Below are 21,766 nucleotides of genomic sequence, written 5' to 3' on the forward strand. Positions count from 1 at the left end.
CGAGGTCCTGCACGAGGTCCGCAGCGGGCTCCCGGACGGGCGCTGGAGCTGGCTCTGGATCCGGGGGTTCAACTTCCGCTCGTCGGGAGGCAACTCCCCGAGCAAGATCGACGTCTTGATCAACGGAAGGTGCCGGGAGGGGCGTTCGACGCCCTTCCCAGAGCCGTCCCGTCGCCGGTGGCATGGGAGCGTCTCGCCTCGTCCGCACTCCCGCAGGGATCTACGGGCTCTCGCACCGACCCGCTATACACCCAGCGTATACACGCCACGTATACACAGAGTGCATAGTCGATCGACTCACCGTGATCACAGGCCAGAGCCACATAGGTGACCACAGGCCAGACCCGCACAGCAGAAAGGCATCCATGTACAGCAAGGCCTTCGCCGCCGAATACCAAGGCGCCCTGCAGTCCATGTCGGTGAACTCCTCCCTCACCGACGTGCTCGCCAAGGGAACCCAGCAGCTGCGCGAGGCCGAGCTCTCGGGCTCGCCGCAGGAGGTCGCGCGCGCCGGGCTCGCCGTCGCGGAGGCGCACCGCCGTCTAGGGAACGTCGAGGAGGCGGACCGGGCGTGGAAGGCGAGCTACCGCACCGCCCGCTCGGCCGACGACCTGGGGGCGATGGCCTGGGCGCTGTGGAGCGGCGGCACGCTCGCCCGCCAGCGCGGCGCCCTCACCCTGGCCCGACGTCTGCTCGCGCTCGCCGCCGACACGGCCGAGCTCGGCGGCGACGTCGTCGCCCGGGGCTACTCCCTCGCCGGGCTGGCGGAGACCGGCCGGATCCAGGGCGACTACGAGGCCGTTCGCGTCCTGCACGAGAAGCTGCTCGCCGAGGCGCGGCGGCGCGGCGAGGCCCGGCACACGGTGTGGGCGCTGGAGGGCATCGCGCAGATCCACCGGAACACCGGCTCGTACGACACCGCGCTCGCGATGTTCGAGGAGGCGGCCGAGATAGCCGAGCGGGCGGACGACCGGCGGGGCCGCGCGTGGGCGCTGCGGGGCATCGCGGACATCGTCTCCGCCCGGGACGACCAGCCCGACCGCGCGCTCGAGCTGCTCGCCGAGGCCGAGCTCACCTGCCGCGAGATGCAGTTGACCAGCGCGCTGGCCTACAACCACAAGATGCGCGCCAATGTGCTCTTCCGCGCCGGCCGCTATGAGCAGGCACGGCAGGCGTACGAGGAGACCCTGGCGGAGTTCCGCGTCATCAGCGAGCCGCGTGGCGAGGCGCTGTGCCGGCTCGGCCTGGTCAAGACGCTGGCCCGGCTCGGGCGCGACCGGACGGAGACGGCCGCCGATCTGGGCGAGCTCCGCCGCGACCTCGACCGGATCGGTCTGCACCACGCCCGCGACATGGCCGACAAGGCGCTGGCCGAGCTCGGCGCGCTGCCCGTGGCGCCCGGGGCGGGCGTGGACGGAGGCCGGCGATGACCGTGCCGATCACCGCCGCCGCGCCGGACGCGCCCACGGCACAGGGCCCCTCCGCCGCAGACGGCTCGGCCGAGGGCCCCTCGGCGCCGCAGGTCCTCGCCCGCTGCCGGGAGCTCGTACGGCCCGCCCTCGCCGCCGCCGTCGACCTCCTGCACCCCTGGCCGGCCGAGATGGCCGCCTTCTCCCTCGGCTGGTGCGAGGTGGGCGGCTGCCCCGGACCCGGCGGAGGCGGCGAGGGCAAGGGCGTACGCCAGGCCCTGACCGTGCTCTGCGCGGAGGCTGCGGGAGCGCCTGCGGAGAGCGCCGTCGCCGGCGCGGTCGCCGTCGAGCTGATCCATACCTTCACGCTCCTGCACGACGACATCATGGACGGCGACGAGACCCGGCGGCAGCGGCCGACCGTGTGGAAGGCGTACGGCACCGGGCCAGCCGTCCTCGCCGGCGACGCGCTGTTCGCCCTGGCCCTGGAGACGCTGGCCACCGCGGAGAACGCCCATAGCGCCGCCGCGATACGCCGGCTGACCCAGGCGTTGCGGCATCTGGTGCACGGTCAGGCCGAGGACCTTCTCTTCGAGAGCCGGCCGTGGACCGGGCCGGGCGCCGTGCGCCTGGACGAGTACCGGTCGATGGCGGACCACAAGACCGGCGCGCTGCTGGGCTGCGCCGCCGCTCTGGGCGCGCAGCTCGCCGGGGCGCCGTCGTCCACCGTGGCCGCCCTCGCCCAGACGGGACGGCATCTCGGCGTGGCGTTCCAGACGGTGGACGATCTGCTCGGCGTCTGGGGTGACCCCGAGGTCACGGGCAAGCCGGTGCACAGCGACCTGCGCCGCGGGAAGAAGACCTTCCCCGTCCTGGCCGCCCTGTCGTCGAGCACACCCGCCGCCCGGCGTCTCGGGGAGCTGCTCGCCTCCCCCTCCCCGCTGGACGACGCCGCCCTGCGCGACGCGGCCGCGCTGATCGAGGAGGCCGGCGGGCGCGCCGCCGCCCTGGACGAGGCCCGGCGCCATCTCGACCTGGCGACGCGGAGTCTGCACAGCGTCCCGCTGGACCCGGCGGCGGTCGGCGACATCCTCGCGCTGCTGCCGTTCCTCGTCTCGCGCAGGATGTGACGGCCCGGCACGGCGGATCCATGCGTCTGGGGCCCTGACCGGTCGGGCCCCAGAGGGTCCGCCGCACGGAGTTCTCGCGCCGCCGGTCCGTCATCTCGCGGGAACCGCGGCCCTGGTGGCCGTCGTCGTCGGCTCCGGTCTCCAGGCATCAGCCCTCAGCGACGACATCGCCGTCCAACTCCTGGCCAGCACCCTGGCCTCGGCGACCGGGACATCGCCACGGCCATCGGGTACACCTCTCGGCCGCGCCCCGACTACGCCAGCACCCGCCGTTCGAAGGCCGTGAAGGCCGCCTCCTGGCGCCATTCGAGGGCCGCCTTGGGGCTGGCGGCGAGGAAGGCCGCGCACAGGGGCCCTGGCGTGCGCGTCCCAGGGCGTCGTTCGGCGCGGCACGCGCGCACCGGCCGGTAGTCGGCGGTCGTACGCCACAGGCTGCGCCCTGGCAGGAAGGCGTGCTCCAGCGAGGCCCGGGCCAGGTCCTTCAACTCCCGGTAGGACAGGTCGTACACGACGGCGGCGCGCTGGTACTCATGGCTGACGTCGATACGGGAGACCCCCGCGTCGTCCGTGGCCAACGCCACCGGCACGCCCCGCTCCCGGTAGAGCGGGAAGGGGTGCTCGGCGCCCGAGACGCCGAGGATCTGGTCGTTGCTGGTGAGGGCGGCCTCCACGGCGACGCGCCGCTCGGCCATGGCCGCCATCAGCTCGTCGGCGCCGTCCTCGTGCCGGATGTCGACGCCGTGGCCGATGCGCTCGGCGCGGGCCACGTGCACCGCCTCGCGGATGTGGAAGCGCAGGTCCTCGGGCTTGACCAGGCCGGGCGCCAGCTCGCCGGCGTGCAGGGTGACATGGGCCCGGGGGTAGACGTCGCGCAGCTCGCCGATCATGCGCATATGGAGGCTGTAGTCCCGCAGCGCGACGGCCCCGTCCTCGGGCTGGACCAGGTTCACGGCGACGAAGCGGGGGTCGCGCTGGGCCAGCTCCATGGCCAGCACGATCTGGGCGAAGACCCGCTCGGGGGCGCTGTTGCGCGCGACCTGCCAGACGAACCGGAACGGCACCGCGCACCCTGGGTCGGGCCGCTCGGCGGCGCATCGCGCGGCGGCGCGGAAGGCCGCGAGGTGCTCGTCGGTCTCCTGGCGCGCCGCACGGACGGCCGCGTCCATCGCCCCGCCGGCCAGCAGCTTGCGGCGCATCCGGGCGAGATCGGCGTCGTAGCCGACCCGGTCCGCGAGCGCGTCGGCGCCGGCGGCGTTCGGCGAGACCATCAGCTCAGAGTAGAACTGGCGCTGCCCGGCCGCCGTGTTCGCCACCTCGGCCAGCAGCTCCCCGGGATGACGTGCGGCGACCGCGCTGAACTTCCCGAAGGCGGCGAAGAAGTGGTCGTGGCCCGACTCGGCGCCAGGCCGGAAGTCCTGCATCGACCAGGCCCGCAGCACCTGGCGGCGGAAGGCGGCGTCGGTGCGCAGCTCCTCGGCCGGCCGGCTGCCCGCCGGACAGGGCGGCGCGAACGCGCGCAGGGAGCCGTTCTCCACGCACATGCCGTCCGCCGCCGCCAGGTCCATCAACAGCTCGGTCGACACCGCGCCGAAGAGATGGCTGTGCAGCTCGCCGCCCTTGGGCAGCGCGCGGACGAACGCGGCCAGGGCGGCCGGCCGGTCGCGGATGCGGTCCAGATGAGCGGAGACCCGTCGTTCGGCAGCCGTGAGCGCGGGCGAGCCGGGACCGGGGACCTTGCCGGGCGCCTCGGCGGCGACCGGCTGGGCGGCGAGCAGGGTCAGGCCCAGGGCCAGCAGCGTCGCCCTGCAGTTCCGGGTGAGAAGGCGCAGGGTTCTGTCGAGACGGTGGAGGGTTCCGTCGAGGCGGCGGAGGGTTCTGTCGATCATGCGGGCATCGTCGCCAGCCCGCTGCCCCCGCCGGTCCGGCGACAGGCCGCGATCACCCGAACGGGCCCGGCGCCCCCGGCCGCCCGGTCCGGGCGGCGTGCACGGAAGTCCGGGCGCACGGCCGCCGGTTGAGGCGATACGCCTCGTCTACTGAGGCTTCTCGCCCGTCACCCTCGTCTCCCCCGTCTCGCCCTTCTCCAGCGCGGCGATCGCCCTCCGCAGCCGCTGTGCCCTCGTGGCGGGCGTCCTCGCTGTCATAAGGGGGAAGACGACGGAGTACCGGGCGCTCTTGCCCAGCCGCTCGAAGGCGCTCTTCGCCGCGTGGCTCTCCTCCAGGGCTGCGGCGAGGTCCTCCGGCACGGTCGCCTCCCGCTGGGACGCGTACGCGGCGTCCCAGCGACCGTCGGACTTGGCGGCGGCCACCGCCGCGAGGCCGGGGGCCTTCATGCGCCCCGCGGCGTCGAGCGCCTCGACCTTGCGGATGTTCACCTGCGACCACAGGCTCCGCGGGCGGCGGGGCGTGTACTTCTGGAGGTAGTACGTCGCGTCGAAGGACTTGCGCTGGCCGTCGATCCAGCCGTAGCAGAGCGCGACGTCGAGGGCCTGCGTGATGGTCACCGACGCGACGCCCGAGCCCTTCTTGGCGATCTTCAGCCAGACGCCGGACTCCCGCTCGTAGTGCTCGGCCATCCACGCCTCGAGCGCGGCCTCGTCCTCGAAGACGATGATCTCCACGCTGTCCAGGGAATCCATCCCGCACTCCTCTGCTTGTGCCGCCGCTGGGGCTGCCCGGCTCCGTGGTTCCCACGCTAGGCGGCATCTAGGCCAGTTTCCGTCCTAGACGAGCCCCGGTGGACCCGGTCGCCCCCGGCGCTCGACGAGACGCGACCCCCGACCCTCCGCGCGCGGCAAAGGCCCCGACCGTCCGCGCACGGCAAAGGCCCCGGCCTCCTCGCAGGTCGGGGCCTTCGACGAGGGACGCCTCGGCGTCACATCGGCATCGGCCCAGGGCCCCCGCGACCGCGAGCGCGGCCCGTGCCGGTGCCGCTCATGCCCGCCATGGCCAGACCGCACATCAGCGCGACCGCGCCGCAGATGACGTTGCTGACGACGGCGCGCGTCGTGTCGACGTTGCCGGCCACGATCCAAGGAGAGACGATCGTCCATGCTCCGATGGCGATCGCCGCCCAGGCCATGGCGTGGGTCCGCTCGTACGCCGAGCCGAACCCTCCCATGCACAGCGCGTAGGCGACGCCGGTGATGAGGTTGCAGACGGCCAGCGTGGTGAGGCCGTTGAACCCGACTATCCACGGCGAAGCCGCCAGGTACAGGCCCGTGAGCAGGGCCAGTGTCTCGACCGCCTGGGCACGGGGAGTGGTCGTCGCCCGCTCGAAGCGGGAACGCATCTCAGCCAGGTCGGGGTGTTGCTCGATGCTCGGGTGAGTGGTCATGGCGGGCCGCCTCCTGTGAGAAGCCTTTATCTGCCCTTTATCCCCTATGTAACGCTTCCTGAGCCGCTCAGGTCAACGCCCCTGCGCGAAATCATCGATCTTGCGCTGCATAAGGTGGAACGTCGCCGTGAGGAATGGCCTCTACGGTGTCGGACCAGTAGTTTTCCGAGAGGCAGTGGTGTACATGGCCGTCGACGCATCGAGCGTCGCCATCGCGCGAGAGCCGGGCGAGGAACCCGGGCAAAGGCGGTGGAACGGTGCGCAGGGCCCCTTCCGGTCAGTGTCGTGGACGACGGTCTGGACCGTCGGTCTGGCTCTGCTGCCCATCGGACTGCTCACCATGGCCTCCTGGCTCGGCCGCCATGTCCGCCCAAGCGCGGACGAGTGGTGCTTCCTGCCCAGCGTGCGCGACCACGGCGTCTCCGGCCTGATCGGCAAGTTCTACTTCACCGACAACGGGCGGCTCGGCAACGGCCTGCTCGTGGGCCTCTACGCCAAGTTCCCCGTCGCCGGCCACCAGTGGTTCGGCCTCGTCAGCGGCGTCCTCATGCTGGGCCTGCTCTGGGCGCTGACCGTCCAACTGCTGCGCAGGGCCGGGCAGACGACGCCGCGCGGCGTCCCGCTGCTCGTGGCGTCGATGATCACAGCGGTCTTCCTCTTCGCCACCCCCAACACGTACAAGACGTTCTACTGGCCCGCGGCCTCCGTCTCGCACACCGTCGCGCCCGTCCTCGCGTGCGCCGCGGCGATCCCGCTGCTGAGGGCCCACAGCCGGCGCGGCCGGATCGCCGCCCTGGGCGTGGTGCTCGCGGCCGGGATCTTCATGGGCACGCTCTCCGAGGAGGCGTCGGTCGTCGCCCTCGTGGTGCTCTCCGGCGCGGTGCTGCTCGGCCGCTGGCTCTTCGTCGAGCGCGTCCGCGGCTTCGTCCGCAACTGGTCGCTGCTCGCCATGGCGGGCATCGCCGTCGGCACCCTCGTGCTGGTCACCTCGCCCGGCTCGCGCAACCGGCGCGAGCGGTACGGCGCCGAGTCCGCCTCGATGCTGGCGCCCGAGTCGTTGGCCGGCTCGTTCCGCGGCTATCTGCAGATCCTCGAGACCGTCTTCACCACCTGGCAGTACGTCGGCGCGCTCGCGGCCGGCGTGCTCCTGGGCCTGATGGCCCGCAGCCGCGGCGGACGCCAGCCGGTGCTGCTCCCCTGCCGGCCGCTGTTCCTGGTGTCCCTCGGCGCGCTCGCCTTCCTGGTCTGCGGCTACCTCTGCACCGTCATCACCTACCCCGTATTCGGCGACCGGGTGGTGACCACGGAGCGGACGTGGAACGACTACCTCCTGCTCTACGTCCTGCTGCTGGTGGCCGCCGGCGCGTTCGCCGGCCGCGCGCTGCGTCAGCGATCTGAGAGCCAGGGCCCCGCCGCGGCGGCGTCCCGGCGACGGGTCCTGGGCGCGGCGACGGCGGTCGCCACGGCCGTGTGCGCCGTGTCCGTGGCGGGACTGGTCTCGCCGCTGGCCGAGCTCGGCGACGACATGCGGGTGCGGGCCCAGAAGTGGGACCGTCAGGACCGGTGGCTGCACGCCCAGTCGGAGAACGGCGCGAAGGTCCTCCCGTACAAGCCCCTCTCGGTCGCCAAGATGCTGGAGCCGTTCGGCGGCGGGGGCCGCAAGGTGTGGCCCGCCGAGTGCGTCGCCGACTACTACAACGTCGACAAGGTCACCTACTCCAAGCGGCTTCCCTGAGCGGAGTCGAGCTGACCTGACCTGAAGCGTGACGCAGGCCCGGACCCCCGAGGGGTCCGGGCCTGCGTCATGTCCACGCCTCCGGGGGTCACGGCTTCGAGCGGCCTTGGCCCACCGTCTCCAGCGGGCGCTCCGGGCGGCCCGGGCCGTCCGTACGCGTGTCGTCCGTCTCGCGGACCACGTAGTGCGGCCGGCGCTTCGACTCGTGGTAGATCCGGCCCACGTACTCCCCGATGACGCCGAGGGTGGCGAGCTGGATGCCGCTGAGCGCGACGATGGCGGTGATCAGCGTCGCGTAGCCGGGCGTGTCGACGCCGTTCAGCACGACGTTCGCGATGATCCACAGCGCGTACACGAGAGCGGAGAGGAACAGCCACAGGCCGGTGTGGATCGCCATCCGCAGCGGCCGGCTGTTGAAGGAGAGCAGTCCGTCGATGCCGTAGTTCAGCAGATGCCGCCCGCCCCACTTCGACTGCCCGGCGGCCCGCTCGACGTTCTCGTAGGTGAAGCTGACGGTGTCGAAGCCGATCCAGGAGAAGAGCCCCTTGGAGAAGCGGTTGCTCTCCGGAAGGGACAGGATCGCGTTGACCGCGCGCCGCGACAGCAGCCGGAAGTCGCCGACGCCGTCGACGATCTCGACCTCCATGAAACGGCGTACGACGCGGTAGTAGGCCCGGCTGAGAGCCGTACGCACGGCGCCCTCGCCCGTGCGGTCCCGCTGGGCGACGACCTGGTCGTAGCCGTGGCGGTGCAGTTCGAGCATGCGGGGGACGAGCTCGGGGGGATGCTGGAGGTCGGCGTCCATGAGGACCACCGCGTCGCCCTGGGACATGCGCAGTCCGGCGAGCATGGCCGACTCCTTGCCGAAGTTCCGGCTGAAGGAGGTGTAGCGCACCCGCGGGTCCGTGTCCGCGAGGTTCCTCACGTGCTCCGCCGTCAGGTCGCTGCTGCCGTCGTCGACGTAACAGACTTCGAACGCGGTTCCGGTCGGCTCGAGGGCGGCGACGAGCTCGGCGTGAAACGCGTCGATCACCTCGCTCTCGTTGAAACACGGCACCACGACCGAAACATCGACCATTGTCATCTCTCTCCATGCACTGTCTGTGCGGGTATGCCGAGCGGCCCTGAGATCCCGCTGCACGTAGAGGATGGCTGTGAGGCCGAGAAGGTTGCCCGCGACGCGCGATGGACGTCGGTTCGTTACCTCTCGGTAGTGGACTACCGGGTGCGGGTCCCGCGGCGCCAGCGCAGTACGGACGCGCCGAGCGCGACCAGCGCGAGAGCGGCTGCCGCCGTGCCGAGGACGGCCGTCGTCGGCCCGTCGGCGTCGGACGCGGCCGACGCGGGGGCGGGGTCGGGCTGCTCCTGCCGGGCGGGGTCGGCGGGCTTCGCGGCGTCCGCCGGGGGCGCGGCCGACTGCTCGGCGTCCGGCTTCTTGGGCTCCGCCGGCTGCCGCGGCGCCGCCGCCTGCTCGTCGGCCGGCTGCTCCGGGGTCGGCTGCCGCGGCGCGGGCTGCGCGGGAGCGGGCTTCGCCGCGCCCGTCAGCACCACGTCGGAGCAGGAGTAGTAGGTGTCCGGAGTGTCCGAGTTCCGCCATACCGTGTAGAGCACATGACGGCCGGTCAGTCCGCGCGGAAGCTGTCCGCTGATCTTGTAGGCGCCGCCCTTGAGCACCGGGTCCTTCGCCGTGGCGAAGGGCTGCTCCGCCAGGTCGGACCAGCGCAGGGGCGCGGCGGGATCGTGGCCCTGCTTGGTGAGGTAGAGGCTGAACGTCCCCCGGTGCGGAATCGTCGACCGGTAGGTGAGGGTGAACGCGGACCCCGCCTTCAGCTTCGTCGCCGGCCAGTCCGCGCGTCCGACGTCCAGGCCCCGGTAGGCGGCGAGTCCGGCGCTGCACAGCTGCCCGTCGGGGACGACCTGGCGGTCTCTGCCCCGTACGTCGGCCAGCCGCAGGTTGTCCCACTTCTCGAACGCTCCTCCCCCGTTCGCGGCGACGGCGGCCCGGCACGCGGCCGAGCCGCGCTGGCTTCCTTCGGGACCGCAGGCGGCGACCCGGCTCACCGGGTCCGTCGGCGCGCCGTGCGCCTGCGCGGGCCCGGCGGCCAGCGGCGTGAGCAGGAGCGGTACGACGCCGACGAACGCGGCGGCGGAGATGCGTCGTGCAGTCATCGGCGGCAGTTCTCCTTGGTGGGGGCGGCAGCCTGCCGTGTAGTACGGCAGGCCGCGGCCGAGCGTTCAGCGCGCCGACAGCGCTCCGCGCAGACAGGCGGCGAGCCGGGCCGCGATCGTCTGGCCGGGGTCGAGGCGGGGGTTGAAGATGGCGACGTCGAAGCCGACGGCCCGCTCGTCGGTCAGCGCGGCGGCCAGCACGCTCTCCAGCTCGGCCCAGCCCAGCCCGCCGGGCTGCCGGTAGTCCACGGCCGGCATGATCGCGTCGTCCAGGACGTCGACGTCGAGGTGCACCCAGTACCCGGCGCTCTCCCCCTCGCCCCCGCCGCCGAGCAGGTCGACCGCCCGCCTCGCCGCCTCGGCGGCGCCGAGCGCCCGGACGGCGTCCAGGTCGATCGCGTGCAGCTCCGGCGGCAGCGGCTGCATCCCGGCCGCCGCGGACTCGGCGGCGTCCCGGAACCCGAAGGCGACGACGTCCTCGTCCCGCAGCAGGGGTCCGCGGCCTTCGAGGTCGGCGAGGAGCCGCGGCCCGCGGCCCGTCGCCAGGGCGAGCTCCATGGACGCGGCCTCGCCGGCCGGCTCGGCGGCGGGCTGGTAGAAGTCGGTGTGCCCGTCGAGGAAGAGGAGACCGTGCCGGCCGCGGCGGCGCAAGGCGAGGAGGCTGCCGAGCAGGATGCTGCAGTCTCCGCCGAGGACGACGGGGAACCGGCCGCCGTCCAGTACGTCGCCGACCGCGTCGGCCAGCCTGACCGAGTACCGCGCGATGCCGCCCGGGTTGAGGATCCCGGTGGCGGCGTCCCGCCTGGCGTCGTACGCCGGCGGCTCCACGCGGCCGGCCCGTGCCGCATCCAGTCCCTCCAGCAGCCCGGCGTCCAGCAGAGCATCGGGGAGCTCCTCGACGCCGGAGGGCCGCAGGCCCAGGACGGACGGCGCTTCGATGACCACAAGTTCCCGCACGGGTGAGCCTTTCGTACGCGCAGCCGGCTTCTCTCGGCCCTTCCCTTCGGCGCCGCGTCTCAGCCCTCGGCGGGGCAACCGACGGTACGGAGGAGTCGCGGGCCCGGATTGTTCACAGTGGCGCACGACCGGCCGCGCCGCCGCCCCTAGCCTCGCCGCAACGGCACGAACGAGGGGCGGTACCCGTGAACTGGCTCATCCGCGACTACCGCGAGAGCGATCTCGCCGCAGTGGTCCATCTGATCGACACCACGGCCGAGCTCGGGCAGGAGTCGGTCTTCTCGCTCGCCGAGTGCATCGGCGCCCTCGCCTCCCGCCAGCCCGCCGTCGTCGCCGTCCACCAGGGCGCGCCCATCGGCGCGGCCCTCGCCAGCGTGGCCGGGGAGCGCGCCTGGGTGATGCGCATCGCCATCTCCTCGGTCTGGCGGGGCCGGGGGCTGGCCAGCGCCCTGTTGGTCGAGCTGGAGCGGCGTCTGATCGCCGCCCGGGTGGGCCGGATCGCCTATGTGCTGCCGGAGGAGGAGCTGCTCGGCGAGGGGCTGCTCAACGCGGGCTACACCCGGCAGCCCGCGGTCGCGTACTTCGAGAAGGCGGAGCCGCTCCACGGGCCCGCGGCGAGTCTGCTGGAGGATCTGGGCGGGCGGTTCCTGCCGGGGGACCTGTGGGGCAAGGTCGCCGGCATGGAGGCGGAGAAGGACCTGATCGAGCGGCGTGTCGTGCTGCCGCTGGCGGAGCCGGAGCGGGCCGCGCGGCACGGGGTGCGGCCGCCGAGGGCCATCGCCTTGTTCGGTCCGCCCGGGACCGGGAAGACGACGTTCGCCCGGGGCATCGCCGCCAGGCTCGGCTGGCCGTTCGTCGAGCTGCTGCCCTCCCGGCTGGCCGACGAGGGCAATCTCGCGGCCGCGCTGCGCAGCGCCTTCGCGAGGATCGCCGAGCTGGAGCGGGTGCTGGTGTTCATCGACGAGGTGGAGGAGATCGCGCCCGTGCGGTCCGAGCCGGCGCGGCCCGGCGGGACGCACGGGGTGACCAACGAGCTCCTCAAGCTCATCCCGGGCTTCCGGGAGGGCGACGAGCGGCTGCTGGTGTGCGCCACCAACTCCATACGGTCGCTGGATCCGGCGTTCCTGCGGCCCGGCAGGTTCGACTGTCTGATCCCGATCGGCACCCCGGACGCGGCGGCCCGGGCGGCGATCTGGTCCCGGTACACGGACGGCAGGCCGGATGTGGAGGTGTCCGTACTGGTCGCGGCCACCGAGCTGTTCACACCCGCGGACATCGAGCACGCGGCCCGGATCGCCGCGCAGAGCGCGTTCGAGCGGGATCTGGAGACGATCGGCGGCAGGGCGGGCGAGGGGCGGGCGCTCGGCGCGAGCACCGAGGACTATCTGGAGGCCGTCGCGCAGTGCAGGCCGACCGTGACGCCCGCGATGATCGAGGAGTTCGGCGCGGACATCACCGCTCACGCGCGGTTCTGAGCGCGCCTGGTCCACGGCGCCGTGCGCAGGCGGCGCTCAGGCGACAGGCAGACAGCGCTCAGGCCGTGCGCGGCCCGCGCGCAGGGGCGCCCGTCGGTTGGCCGGAACTCTGCGCGGGCGCCTGCGCGCCGCTTCCGGACGGCTTGCGTCCAGATTCGGCCAATCGCCGCCGCCGAATGACGGGAACTGCTCCGACCTGCCCCATCGGCACATGCGGAACAGCTGCGTCCGGCCTAGACCAGTCGCTATCGTGGTCCGTGCACCACTGAACGGCCATTCAACAGGGGGAACCGTGCGCGCACCGCGCACCGTCTCGACTGACGCCGTACTCACTCCGCACCGCCCGGTGCCGCAGCCCTGGTGCGGCCGTATGCGGGACCCCGGTCCCGCCGTACGTCAGTACTCACCACGCACCACGGTGTGCCTATGACGCGGATGTTGCCACAGTGACCACAGTGATCGTTCAGCTGCCCGAGCGAGCTGGCCGGCATCCGGACGACCCGGAGCCCAGGCCCCGACTTCTGCACATGGGCCCGGGCGAGACCGCCGACTTCGGCCGCGGAGCGCCCGGCCGCCCGGTCGCCGTCCCGCTCCACGACCCCGGCGTCTCGCGCCTCGCCGGACAGATCACCGCAGCCGAGGACTACTGGCGGCTTTCCAACTACAGCCCGTCCGCGACGTACGTCGTGGAGAACCTCGAAGGCGCGGGCGAGCACGTCAAGGTCGCGCCCGGCCGGATCGGCGCCCCCGTCCCCTTCGAGATCTCGCGGGTGATCCTGCCCTCCGCGTCCGGCTCGGCCGACTTCAAGGTCTTCGCGCCGCAGCACGCCTACGCGAGCGCGGACTGCCCCGCGTCCGCGGGAGAGCCGACCGCGACCCCCTTCGCGCTGGACCCGACCTCGAAGTACTTCCTGGTGCTGCTGGCCCTGTGCGAGCCGAGGCTGCGCTCCTCGCTGAGCACGGCGATCCCAGGCGCCGGAGAGGTCGTCGACCGGCTGCGGCCCCTCGACTCGTGCAGCGACCTGACGCGTTCGGCGGTCAACTACCACATCGACTACCTCGCCACCGCCAAGCTCAGGCTCCGCGACGAGGACGGCGGCAAACGAGGGCAGCTCGTCGCCCTCGCCCTGCGCTTCAACCTGGTGCGCGAGGAGCACCTCGCGCTGCTGCCCGCGCCTGTCCGGCCGCAGGCCGGCCCCGCCGCCGGACCGCCCGTCAGAGCGTCGGCCGGACCGCCCGTCAGCTCACCGGCCAGACCGCCGGTCAGACCGCCCGTCGGACGCTGAACCGAAAGGCCCGTCGACGATGGACCACATCAGCACCACTCCCCCACTGGACATTCCCGAGGGCTACCGGATCGCCGACTGGACCGTCACCGGCCTGATCGGCGCCGGCAGCTGGGGCAGCGTCTACGCGGCGCAGCGCGCCGACGACACCGCGGCCGCCGCGAGCGCCGAGGCGGCGAACGGCGACGCCCGCACGTCCCGCGTCGCCGTGAAGTTCCTGCGCACCGATCTCCTCACCCCCGGCCAGCGCGCCTCGATGGACGAACTGATGGGCCGGGAGGTGCGGTTCAGCCGCGAGGCCGACCATCCCAACCTGGTCCGCACCCATACCGCCGTCACCCTCGCCGACCCCGACCGGCCCGACCTCGACGGCGTGATCGCCCTGGTCATGGACCGCGCCGAGCGCAGCCTCCAAGACCTGATCGCCGCCGGCGAGCCCTCGGTCCCGGCGCCGGACGCGGAGCGCATCCTCGACGGGGTGGCCGCCGGGCTCGCCCATATGCACACGCACGGCTGGGTGCACGGCGACCTGAAGCCCGCCAACACCCTCCTCGCCGCCGACGGCGCCGTCTGGCTCGCCGACTTCGGCCTGACGGTGGAACTCGAAGGCACCCACGCCTATATTCCGCCGGTCGGCTCCCTCGACCACGTGCCGCCGGAGTGGTGGTCCCAGCGCACCGGCGTCCGCGGCAGCGTCGTACGCCCCACGGCCGACATCTGGGCCTTCGGGGTCCTTGCCCACCAGGTGCTCACCGGGGGCCTCCACCCCTTCCTCGGCTCGACCGCCAGGGCGCGTTCGCTCGCCGCCCAGTCCTACGCCAGGGGCACGGCGCCCCTGCGGCTGGACGACCGGCTGGAGGACGGCTGGCGCGAGCTCGTCACCGCGTGCCTCGCGCCGGACCACGCCTCCCGGGCCGCGATGACCGCACAGCAGCTGGCCGAGCGGGTGCGCGCGCTGCAACCGGGCGCCCGGCCGCCGCGCCGGAGGCGACCGGCGGTCCTGGCCGGCGCGGGGCTCGCGCTGGCCGCCGTCGTCGCGGCCGTCGCGGTGACGGCGACGTACGGCGGAGGCGAGGAGTCGCCCGGCCGGTCCCAGCAGTCCGCCCGCACACCGGCCGGCGGTGCGCTCCCGGCGGACTCGGACGTGCCCGCGGCACTGCGCCGGCCGATCGAGGACGCCGCCAAGCTCTGCACCGAGGCGGAGGTCACTCCCGCTCTGCTCGCCGCGATGCTCAAGGCGGAGAGCGACTTCGAGGAGAAGGCGGCCCGGCCGGAGTCGGACGAGTACGGGATCGCCATGTGGACGCCGTCGGTGTTCCGCGCGTGGGCGGTCGACGGCGACCGGAACGGCGCCAAGGACTACATGTCGGCGCCGGACGCCATCGCCAGCATGGGCGTGTACACCTGCTGGCTCGGCCAGCAGTTCAAGCAGAACGGTCTGCGCGAGAACCTCCCGGCCCTCATCGCCGCGGGCTACCGCACCAGCGACCGCACGGTCATCGAGGCGAGAGGCGTGCCGCCGCGCACCCAGCCGCACGTGGACGTGGTGCTGGGCCATCTGAAGCGGTACGCGCGCTGAGCGGCTGCCGTCGGCTGACAGGCGTGCCCCCGCCAGCCGACGGCGTATCCCTGACAAACGTCAGGAGCGGCCAGGGCAGCCGGGTATCTAACGTGATGCCCGCGCTGACCACCTGACTCGGGGGAACACATGGCCTTTCGCACCCGTCTCGCTCTCGCCACGACCGTCGCTCTGCTGTCGGTCGCTGCCACCACCGCCGCCGCCGTCCCCGGCGCCGAGCCCGCCGCCGCTGCGGCCCCCGCCGCGGCGAGCGCCGTGGTACCGCCGGGGGTGACGGCGGGCGTCGCCGTCTTCGACCGGCAGACCGGCGCGTTCACCGAGCAGGTGAACGCGAGCACGCAGTTCCGGTCGGCCTCCGTGGTCAAACTGCTGCTCGCACTGGACTTTCTGTGGAACAGGGGCCCCGACTACAGCATCCCGGCCGCCGACCGGACCCGGCTGAACGCCATGCTGCGCAGCAGCGAGGACGACGCGGCCAGCTACTACTGGGGCGCGGGCGGCGGCTCCGCCGTCATCACCCGGATGGCCTCCCGGCTCGGCCTGACGGACACCGCCGGGCCGCCCGCGGGCTACCCCGGCTACTGGGGCTACACGGCTCTGTCCGCCCGGGACACGGTGAAGATCTACCGGTACCTGCTGGACACCGCGCCCGCGCCCGTACGCGACTTCATCATGGGGAATCTGCGCCAGTCGACGCGCTGCGCCTCGGACAAGTTCGACCAGCACTTCGGCATCGCCGGGGCCTTCGACCGCCCCTGGGCGGTCAAGCAGGGCTGGTCGGGCTTCGGGGCGACGGGCACCTGCGGACCCGAGGGCGCCGCCCAGGCGGGCGCCTCGAAGACCTCAGCTTCGAAGACCCCCGCCTCGAACGCCTCCCCCGACGCCTCCCCCGCCCAGGAGGCCGCGGCCGCTGCGGCGGCGGACGTCGACCTCGCGCGGCCCGCGCTCCACACCACCGGCACGGTCGGCCCGGGCGACCGGTCCATCGTCGCCGTGTTCACCCTGCATCCCGCCAAGACGTCGTACGGAAAGGCGTACACCGACCTGGGCCGGCTGACGCGCTCGCTCACCGTGCCGGGCGGTACGCGCCCGGCGGGGAAGTGGTTCGGCACCTGGAGCTCCGGCGTCAACGTCCGCGACGACGCGACCACCGGCTCCCGGTCGCGCACCAAGCTCCCCGACGGAGTGGAGGTGCTGGTCGGCTGCCAGAAGCGGGGCGAGGTCGTCTCCGTGCCCCCGTACACCAACGAATGGTGGGCCTATCTCCCGCAGTACGGCGGCTATGTCTCCAACATCTTCATGAGCTCGCCGGACAACAAGCTCCCCGGCGTGGACGACTGCTGACGACTCGCCCCCACAGGTAACTGTGGGTAAGTGATCAGTCTCACTCCGCACTGCCCGTTCGGCGTGCTCGGCACCCCTTTTCCGGCTGTCATGATCGACTCAAACAGCAGACGGAACAGGGGTGTTGACGTGAGAAGTACCTGGTCACGATGGTTCATACCGGCGGCGGCGAGCGCAGCCCTCCTCAGCCAGACGATCGCCGGATTACCGGCCGCGGCGGACGCGGCGGGGGCGGAGGCCGCCGCCTTCGCGTCCTCCGCGTACCCCCTCGTCCTGGACGTGGACCTGACGCCCAATCCGGTGTGCAGCGGGCCGGTGCGCGGCCGGGTGCTGGTCTACGACCCCGGTGCGGCGAAGTCCGGGGCCACGGTGGAGTGGCGTGTGCGATCCGGGAAGGAGCAGCTCGCCGGAGGGCGGGTCGCGATGAGCGCGAACGCGTCGGGCGGCGAGTTCAGCATCCCCTTCGACCGGGTGCCCGAGGCCGAGACCGCGCTCGAGTTCGACGCCCGGGTGCTGCCCTCGGACCCGGACGACGAGCCCGGCCGGTACGGCACGGTGTGGCGCGACACGGTCAGCCGCGGCTGCGACCCGGTGCGCGTGGCCTCCGTGGGCGACTCCGTCGTCTGGGGGCAGGGCTTGGAGCACGACCAGAAGTTCCCCTATCTGACCGGGCAGCTGCTCGGCCGGGCGACCGGACGCGGCCATCAGAACATGGACTACTCGATCTCGGGCGCGGTGCTGGACGCACCCGGCATCCCCGCCGGGAACGACGACTCGGCCTGTCTGCGGGGCACGGAGAAGCAGGACCCGGACGGCGACGGGGAGATGGAGTTCGGCGAGGTCACCCAGCAGGCGCCGGACGTCTTCTGCCAGCTGGAGCGGGCGGGCGCGCAGGCACGGGCCGGCAGGTACGGCCTCGACCTGGTGGTGATCAACGGCTGCATCAACGACCTCGACCCGTTCTTCGGCGTCGGCGTCGGCATCACCCCGGGCTCCAGGAACCTGCCCGAAGCGGTGCGGCGCGAGTGCTCGGGCGTCGGCGCGGCGCCGGAGAACCCGGCGAAGGACGTCCCGTACTTCAGCGGAGCGAAGGTCGGGTACGGCGGCCGGGGCATGCAGGCGGCCATCGAGAAGGCGCACTCCCTGCCCGGCCGGCCGAAGGTCCTCGTCGCCGACTTCTACTACGCGCTCAGCCGCAGCAGCTCCCCGATCCCGGTGAAGACCTGCTCGACTCCGGGGGTCACCGGGGCGCGCCTGGCGGGCTGCAAGGGCGCGCTCGGCCAGGTGTCCGACCGGTACGAGCAGTACACCCAGCTGGCCAACGAGGCGTACCGGCAGGCGGCCGAGGCGGCCAACGCCGCGTCCGCCGACGGTCCGTACGCGGTCGCGGCCGACGGCCTGTTCAACGTCGACAACGCCGTGCTGTCCCGGCACACCATGGTCTGGAACACTCCGTTCACCGACCCGGTGTACCCGCTGCGCGCCAAGGCCTGCCCGGAGCTCAGCGCCACCCCGGTGCAGTGCCTGTCCGCGGCCGTCGCCCATCCGGACATCGCCGGGGCCCGGCAGTACGCCGAGTCCTTCCTGCTCAACCCGAGCCTGCGCCGCTGGTTCGCGCTGCCGCCCGGCGGGCCGCAGGCGGTGCTCGCGGCGCCCGGGGACGCGCGGCTGGACCGCGAGGTGCGGCTCAGCGCGACCGTCGACGGCACAGCGCCCGCCGCCGGGCACCGCTACCACTGGTACTTCGGCGACGGCACCCGGCAGGAGACGGCGGAGGCGACCACGACCCATGTCTTCGACCGTGAGGGGCCGTATCTGCCGCGTCTGGTGATCACAGCGCCCGACGGCAGCCGGGCGCTGGCCGAGGCGACGCAGCCCGTCCAGGTGCGCGCCGCACGCTGACGGGCCGCGTCCGAACCCCGGGCCCCCGGGCCGCTCACCGACTCAATGGCTCAGTGGCTCACCGGGTCGAGGGCGGGGTCACTCGCCCTCGGCCACCGGCTCCAGAACGAAGACGGGGATCTCGCGCTCCGTCTTCTTCTGGTACTCGGCGTAGTTGGGGAAGGCCTCGACGGCGCGCGCCCACCACTCGGCCTTCTCCTCGCCGGTCACCTCACGGGCCGTCATGTCCTGGCGCACCGGGCCGTCCTGCAGCTCCACGCGGGGATGCGCCAGGAGGTTGTAGTACCAGACGGGGTTCTTGGCCGAGCCGCCCACGGACCCGACCGCGGCGTACGCCCCCTTGTGCTCCACCCTCATCAGCGGGCTCTTGCGGATCTTGCCGCTCTTGGCGCCGAGGGTGGTCATGACGATGACGGGCTTGCCCATGATCGTCGTTCCCTTGACGCCGCCCGAGCCCTCGAAGAGCGCGACCTGGTCGCGCACCCACTTCTCCGGGCTCGGCTCGTACTCGCCTTCCAGAGGCATGTCGTCCATCCCATTCTTCGGCGTGGTCGGAAGCCAGTGCGGCAGGCTCAACGCCGTCGGCCCGGACGGCATTCCCGGCAGCGCGGCTCCGTCGCTTACTTGGCCGATTCCGCCCCGCCTCGCCCCGCCCTCGCCGAGGTCAGCGGTCGCGAATCGGGATGAGCAGTTCGGGGCGGTCCCACATCACGGCCGGCGGGTTCGCGGTCACCGTGCCGACGCGCTCCGCGCCGACGCTGCGGTAGAAGCCCTCTGCGGGCGGGTGCGAGACGACGCGCACGCCTGAGACGCCCGCCGCGCGGGCCTCGCCGGTCATGTGCTCGACGAGGGCGCGGCCGACGCCCAGCCCCTGCGCCTCGTCCGCCACGAACATCAGGTCCAGCTCCGGCGGGGCGAGCACCAGGGAGTAGAAGCCGAGCAGCCGGTCGGTGTCGTCGGCGGCCAGGAAGACCCGGTGGGCCTCGATGTAGTCGGGGCCCACCCGGTACCCGGCGACCATCGGCGCGTACGGGCCCTCGTAGGCACGGGAGCCGCGCACCAGACGGGTGAGCCGCTTGGCGTCGCGCGCGGTCGCCCGGCGGATCCGCACGGCCTCCCGGCCGCGGCCCCTCCCTGTCCTGCGCGAAGTCATGCGGAGAGTATGACCCGCCGCCGTCCCCTCGGCGAAATGCGGCAGCGGGGTCCCAGCGGTCCCAGAAGGGACAGACGGGGGGAGGTCGGCCGCCGCTCTTTCGGGTGAGCGGGACCGGCCGGCGCGGGTCCGCACCCATGCGGCGAGGGATGGCTCCTCGCCACCTGAGGTGCGTGCGGCGGGAGTTGCGGTCTGGCGCCGGACAGGGCTCGCACGGTGGAATGTGCGCTGCGCTCCCCCGCGTGATCGTCACTTCCCGGGCCCTGGAGGCACGATGGCGAGACCCACCGTTGTACGCACGGTTCGCAGGCTGGGCACGACCGTTCTGGCGGCCTCCCTGACGGCGGTCCTGCCGGCGCCGGCGGCGCAGGCCGACGGCCCCGCGCTGAAGATCGTCGACAATCGCACGGAGCCCGCCTTCTCCCGCGCCGACGCGGTGTCGCAGCAGGTGGACGTCGAGACCGAGACGGACAGCGACCACGACGGCAGGCGGGACACCGTACGGATGCGGATCCTGCGGCCCAAGGCGACGGACGCCGGGCTGAAGGTCGCCACGATCATCGAGGCGAGTCCGTACTGGGGCGGCGGCAACGATGTGCCGTTCCACGAGGTGGACCTGGACGAGGACGGGCTGCCCGCGGGCAAGCGGCTCACGGCCGACCAGCGGCTGCCGGGCCTGGTCGGGCCCTCCGTCGCCTTCCCCGGGTACACGGACAACTACTTCATTCCGCGCGGGTACGCGGTCGCGCAGGTCGACAGCGTCGGCACCGGCGGCTCGACCGGCTGCCCGACGTCCGGCGGGCGCAACGAGACCCTCGGCGCGAAGGCGGCCGTCGACTGGCTGAACGGCCGGGCCCGGGGCTGGGACCTCGACGGCAGGCCGGTCGGGGCGGCCTGGTCGACGGGCGACGCGGCGATGATGGGGATCTCGTACAACGGGACGCTGCCCACCGCTGTCGCGGCGACCGGGGTCGAGGGCCTCAAGGCGATCGTGCCGATCTCCGGGATCTCCTCCTGGTACGACTACTACCGCGCGAACGGCGGGGTCGTGGCGCCGGGCGGCTACCAGGGCGAGGACACCGACATCCTCGCCAAGGGCGTCTACAGCCGCGCCGACCGCGAGGTCTGCAAGCCGGTCCTGGACGCGCTGACCGCCGAGCAGGACCGGGTGAGCGGCGACTGGAGCCCGTTCTGGGCGGAGCGCGACTACCTCAAGGACGCCCGCAAGATCAAGGCCGGAGTCTTCGCGGTCCACGGCGGCAACGACTGGAACGTCAAGACGCAGCACTTCGGCCGGCTGTGGGACGCGCTGAAGAAGCACGACGTGCCGCGCAAGATGTGGCTGCACCAGGCAGGCCACGTCAATCCTATGCCGCTGCGGATGGAGGAGTGGCTGCGCCAGCTCCACCAGTGGTTCGACTACTGGCTCTACGGCCTGGACAACGGGGCGCTGGACGCGCCGCCCGTCGAGGTCGAGCAGGCGGACTTCAGCTGGCGCCAGCAGTCCGACTGGCCCGCTCGCGGCACCAGGGACCTCACGCTGCGGCTCAACGAGGGCGGCCTGTCGCCCCTTCCCGGGCGACCGGCGAAGCAGTCGCTGACGGACGCGGGCCGCACGCTCACGGCCGAGCAGCTCGCGGCCGATCCGGACGCGGCCAAGGCGAGCCGGCTCGCGTACACGACCGGCGCGCTGCCGAGGGATCTGCGGGTGAACGGCGTCCCCGAGGTGTCGGTACGGGCCTCGCTGGCCGGCACGTCCCCCTATGTGACGGCACTGCTGGTCGACTACGGCAGGGACACCCGCGCGACGGCCGGCACGGTCGCGGACACCTCCCAGCAGATCTGCTACGGCGAGGGCATCCCCGGCGACACGGGCTGCGCGTACCGCACCAGGCACCGCACCGAGACCGCCGACTTCAAGATCGTCTCCCGTGGCTGGCTGGACGCCCGCAACCGGAACTCCCCCGCGCGGCAGGACAAGGTCGTGGAGGGACGCGAGTACCGGCTGGAGTGGGGCATGCAGCCGCAGGACTACGTCTTCAAGAAGGGCCACCGGCTGGGCGTGGTCCTGATCTCGACGGACCACGACTACACGCTGCGCTATCCGGCGGGCACGACGATGACGGTACGCAGCGGGGTCAGCAGCGTGACCCTGCCGGTCGGCCGCTAGCCGGCGGCGCCACGGCCGGACGATGCGGGGGCGGCGCCGACGCCGCCCCCGCGTCGGGCAGCCTGAGCCCAGGCGGGGGCCGGCGCGGGCGCCCCCCCTGGCTCCAGAGCTCAAGGGCTC

The 21,766-nt window shown here is 73.0% G+C and carries 16 protein-coding genes and 2 pseudogenes; 10 read left to right on the forward strand and 8 right to left on the reverse strand.

Annotated features, from left to right (window positions below; genetic code table 11):
• The first annotated feature begins 365 nt into the window (after positions 1–365).
• From AB0M39_RS22265 to AB0M39_RS22275, 3 genes and pseudogenes are all read left to right on the forward strand, one after another.
• Complete coding sequence (locus tag AB0M39_RS22265; protein WP_365366951.1) at positions 366–1,430, forward strand: tetratricopeptide repeat protein; 1,065 nt, start codon at positions 366–368, stop codon at positions 1,428–1,430.
• On the forward strand, positions 1,427–2,539 hold the full coding sequence (locus AB0M39_RS22270) for a polyprenyl synthetase family protein (RefSeq protein WP_365366953.1): 1,113 nt from the start codon (positions 1,427–1,429) through the stop codon (positions 2,537–2,539). Before AB0M39_RS22265 ends, AB0M39_RS22270 begins: the two co-directional genes overlap by 4 nt.
• A gap of 34 nt (positions 2,540–2,573) precedes the next feature.
• Positions 2,574–2,741 (forward strand): annotated as a pseudogene (locus AB0M39_RS22275) (aquaporin family protein); the annotation flags it as partial.
• Between the two features lie 52 nt (positions 2,742–2,793).
• On the opposite strand, the gene AB0M39_RS22280 reads toward AB0M39_RS22275, so the two are convergent.
• The 3 genes from AB0M39_RS22280 to AB0M39_RS22290 form a co-directional block, all read right to left on the reverse strand.
• Positions 2,794–4,425: an adenosine deaminase gene (locus tag AB0M39_RS22280; RefSeq protein WP_365366955.1), complete on the reverse strand. Its 1,632-nt coding sequence runs from the start codon at positions 4,423–4,425 to the stop codon at positions 2,794–2,796.
• A gap of 147 nt (positions 4,426–4,572) precedes the next feature.
• Complete coding sequence (locus AB0M39_RS22285) at positions 4,573–5,178, reverse strand: YdeI/OmpD-associated family protein (RefSeq protein WP_365366957.1); 606 nt, start codon at positions 5,176–5,178, stop codon at positions 4,573–4,575.
• A gap of 236 nt (positions 5,179–5,414) precedes the next feature.
• Positions 5,415–5,876, reverse strand: coding sequence for an SPW repeat protein (locus AB0M39_RS22290; RefSeq protein WP_365366960.1), 462 nt, complete (start codon positions 5,874–5,876; stop codon positions 5,415–5,417).
• Positions 5,877–6,156: 280 nt separating this feature from the next.
• Here AB0M39_RS22290 and AB0M39_RS22295 point away from each other — a divergent pair, with 280 nt between their 5' ends.
• Positions 6,157–7,611, forward strand: coding sequence for a DUF6056 family protein (locus tag AB0M39_RS22295; RefSeq protein ID WP_365366962.1), 1,455 nt, complete (start codon positions 6,157–6,159; stop codon positions 7,609–7,611).
• 88 nt (positions 7,612–7,699) lie between these two features.
• On the opposite strand, the gene AB0M39_RS22300 is transcribed toward AB0M39_RS22295, so the two are convergent.
• From AB0M39_RS22300 to AB0M39_RS22310, 3 genes are all read right to left on the reverse strand, one after another.
• A complete protein-coding gene (locus tag AB0M39_RS22300; protein WP_365366964.1) occupies positions 7,700–8,689 on the reverse strand; it encodes a glycosyltransferase family 2 protein in 990 nt (329 codons plus the stop codon).
• A 140-nt stretch (positions 8,690–8,829) separates the two neighbouring features.
• On the reverse strand, positions 8,830–9,780 hold the full coding sequence (locus AB0M39_RS22305) for a lytic polysaccharide monooxygenase (protein ID WP_365366966.1): 951 nt from the start codon (positions 9,778–9,780) through the stop codon (positions 8,830–8,832).
• Positions 9,781–9,846: 66 nt separating this feature from the next.
• Complete coding sequence (locus AB0M39_RS22310; protein ID WP_365366968.1) at positions 9,847–10,737, reverse strand: arginase family protein; 891 nt, start codon at positions 10,735–10,737, stop codon at positions 9,847–9,849.
• A 185-nt stretch (positions 10,738–10,922) separates the two neighbouring features.
• Here AB0M39_RS22310 and AB0M39_RS22315 point away from each other — a divergent pair, with 185 nt between their 5' ends.
• The 5 genes and pseudogenes from AB0M39_RS22315 (at position 10,923) to AB0M39_RS22335 (ending at position 18,323) form a co-directional block, all read left to right on the forward strand.
• Positions 10,923–12,212: a bifunctional GNAT family N-acetyltransferase/ATP-binding protein gene (locus AB0M39_RS22315; RefSeq protein ID WP_365366970.1), complete on the forward strand. Its 1,290-nt coding sequence runs from the start codon at positions 10,923–10,925 to the stop codon at positions 12,210–12,212.
• 446 nt (positions 12,213–12,658) lie between these two features.
• Positions 12,659–13,384, forward strand: a pseudogene (locus tag AB0M39_RS22320) (serine/threonine protein kinase); the annotation flags it as partial.
• 133 nt (positions 13,385–13,517) lie between these two features.
• Positions 13,518–15,077, forward strand: a complete 1,560-nt coding sequence (locus AB0M39_RS22325) for a serine/threonine-protein kinase (RefSeq protein WP_365366972.1) — start codon at positions 13,518–13,520, stop codon at positions 15,075–15,077.
• A 129-nt stretch (positions 15,078–15,206) separates the two neighbouring features.
• Entirely contained in the window at positions 15,207–16,421 is a 1,215-nt protein-coding gene (locus tag AB0M39_RS22330) for a hypothetical protein (RefSeq protein WP_365366974.1), read from the forward strand.
• Positions 16,422–16,550: 129 nt separating this feature from the next.
• Positions 16,551–18,323, forward strand: coding sequence for a PKD domain-containing protein (locus tag AB0M39_RS22335; RefSeq protein ID WP_365366976.1), 1,773 nt, complete (start codon positions 16,551–16,553; stop codon positions 18,321–18,323).
• A gap of 78 nt (positions 18,324–18,401) precedes the next feature.
• Here AB0M39_RS22335 and AB0M39_RS22340 read toward each other — a convergent pair whose 3' ends face one another.
• Both AB0M39_RS22340 and AB0M39_RS22345 read right to left on the reverse strand, forming a co-directional pair.
• Positions 18,402–18,848, reverse strand: coding sequence for a nitroreductase family deazaflavin-dependent oxidoreductase (locus tag AB0M39_RS22340; RefSeq protein ID WP_365367007.1), 447 nt, complete (start codon positions 18,846–18,848; stop codon positions 18,402–18,404).
• Between the two features lie 139 nt (positions 18,849–18,987).
• Complete coding sequence (locus AB0M39_RS22345) at positions 18,988–19,476, reverse strand: GNAT family N-acetyltransferase (RefSeq protein WP_365366978.1); 489 nt, start codon at positions 19,474–19,476, stop codon at positions 18,988–18,990.
• A 274-nt stretch (positions 19,477–19,750) separates the two neighbouring features.
• Here AB0M39_RS22345 and AB0M39_RS22350 point away from each other — a divergent pair, with 274 nt between their 5' ends.
• Positions 19,751–21,646, forward strand: coding sequence for a Xaa-Pro dipeptidyl-peptidase (locus AB0M39_RS22350; RefSeq protein WP_365366980.1), 1,896 nt, complete (start codon positions 19,751–19,753; stop codon positions 21,644–21,646).
• The last annotated feature ends 120 nt before the right edge of the window (positions 21,647–21,766 follow it).

The sequence above is a fragment of the Streptomyces sp. NPDC051907 genome (assembly GCF_040681075.1).
Classification (GTDB): domain Bacteria; phylum Actinomycetota; class Actinomycetes; order Streptomycetales; family Streptomycetaceae; genus Streptomyces.

Bases quoted from the DNA above. Each gene is read 5' to 3' on its own strand.
- AB0M39_RS22265 (WP_365366951.1), top strand. From the start codon at position 366: ATGTACAGCAAGGCCTTCGCCGCCGAATACCAAGGCGCCCTGCAGTCC.
- AB0M39_RS22285 (WP_365366957.1), bottom strand. From the start codon at position 5,178: ATGGATTCCCTGGACAGCGTGGAGATCATCGTCTTCGAGGACGAGGCC.
- AB0M39_RS22325 (WP_365366972.1), top strand. From the start codon at position 13,518: ATGGACCACATCAGCACCACTCCCCCACTGGACATTCCCGAGGGCTAC.
- AB0M39_RS22330 (WP_365366974.1), top strand. From the start codon at position 15,207: ATGGCCTTTCGCACCCGTCTCGCTCTCGCCACGACCGTCGCTCTGCTG.
- AB0M39_RS22280 (WP_365366955.1), bottom strand. From the start codon at position 4,425: ATGATCGACAGAACCCTCCGCCGCCTCGACGGAACCCTCCACCGTCTC.
- AB0M39_RS22350 (WP_365366980.1), top strand. From the start codon at position 19,751: ATGGCGAGACCCACCGTTGTACGCACGGTTCGCAGGCTGGGCACGACC.
- AB0M39_RS22270 (WP_365366953.1), top strand. From the start codon at position 1,427: ATGACCGTGCCGATCACCGCCGCCGCGCCGGACGCGCCCACGGCACAG.
- AB0M39_RS22300 (WP_365366964.1), bottom strand. From the start codon at position 8,689: ATGGTCGATGTTTCGGTCGTGGTGCCGTGTTTCAACGAGAGCGAGGTG.
- AB0M39_RS22345 (WP_365366978.1), bottom strand. From the start codon at position 19,476: ATGACTTCGCGCAGGACAGGGAGGGGCCGCGGCCGGGAGGCCGTGCGG.
- AB0M39_RS22305 (WP_365366966.1), bottom strand. From the start codon at position 9,780: ATGACTGCACGACGCATCTCCGCCGCCGCGTTCGTCGGCGTCGTACCG.
- AB0M39_RS22290 (WP_365366960.1), bottom strand. From the start codon at position 5,876: ATGACCACTCACCCGAGCATCGAGCAACACCCCGACCTGGCTGAGATG.
- AB0M39_RS22340 (WP_365367007.1), bottom strand. From the start codon at position 18,848: ATGCCTCTGGAAGGCGAGTACGAGCCGAGCCCGGAGAAGTGGGTGCGC.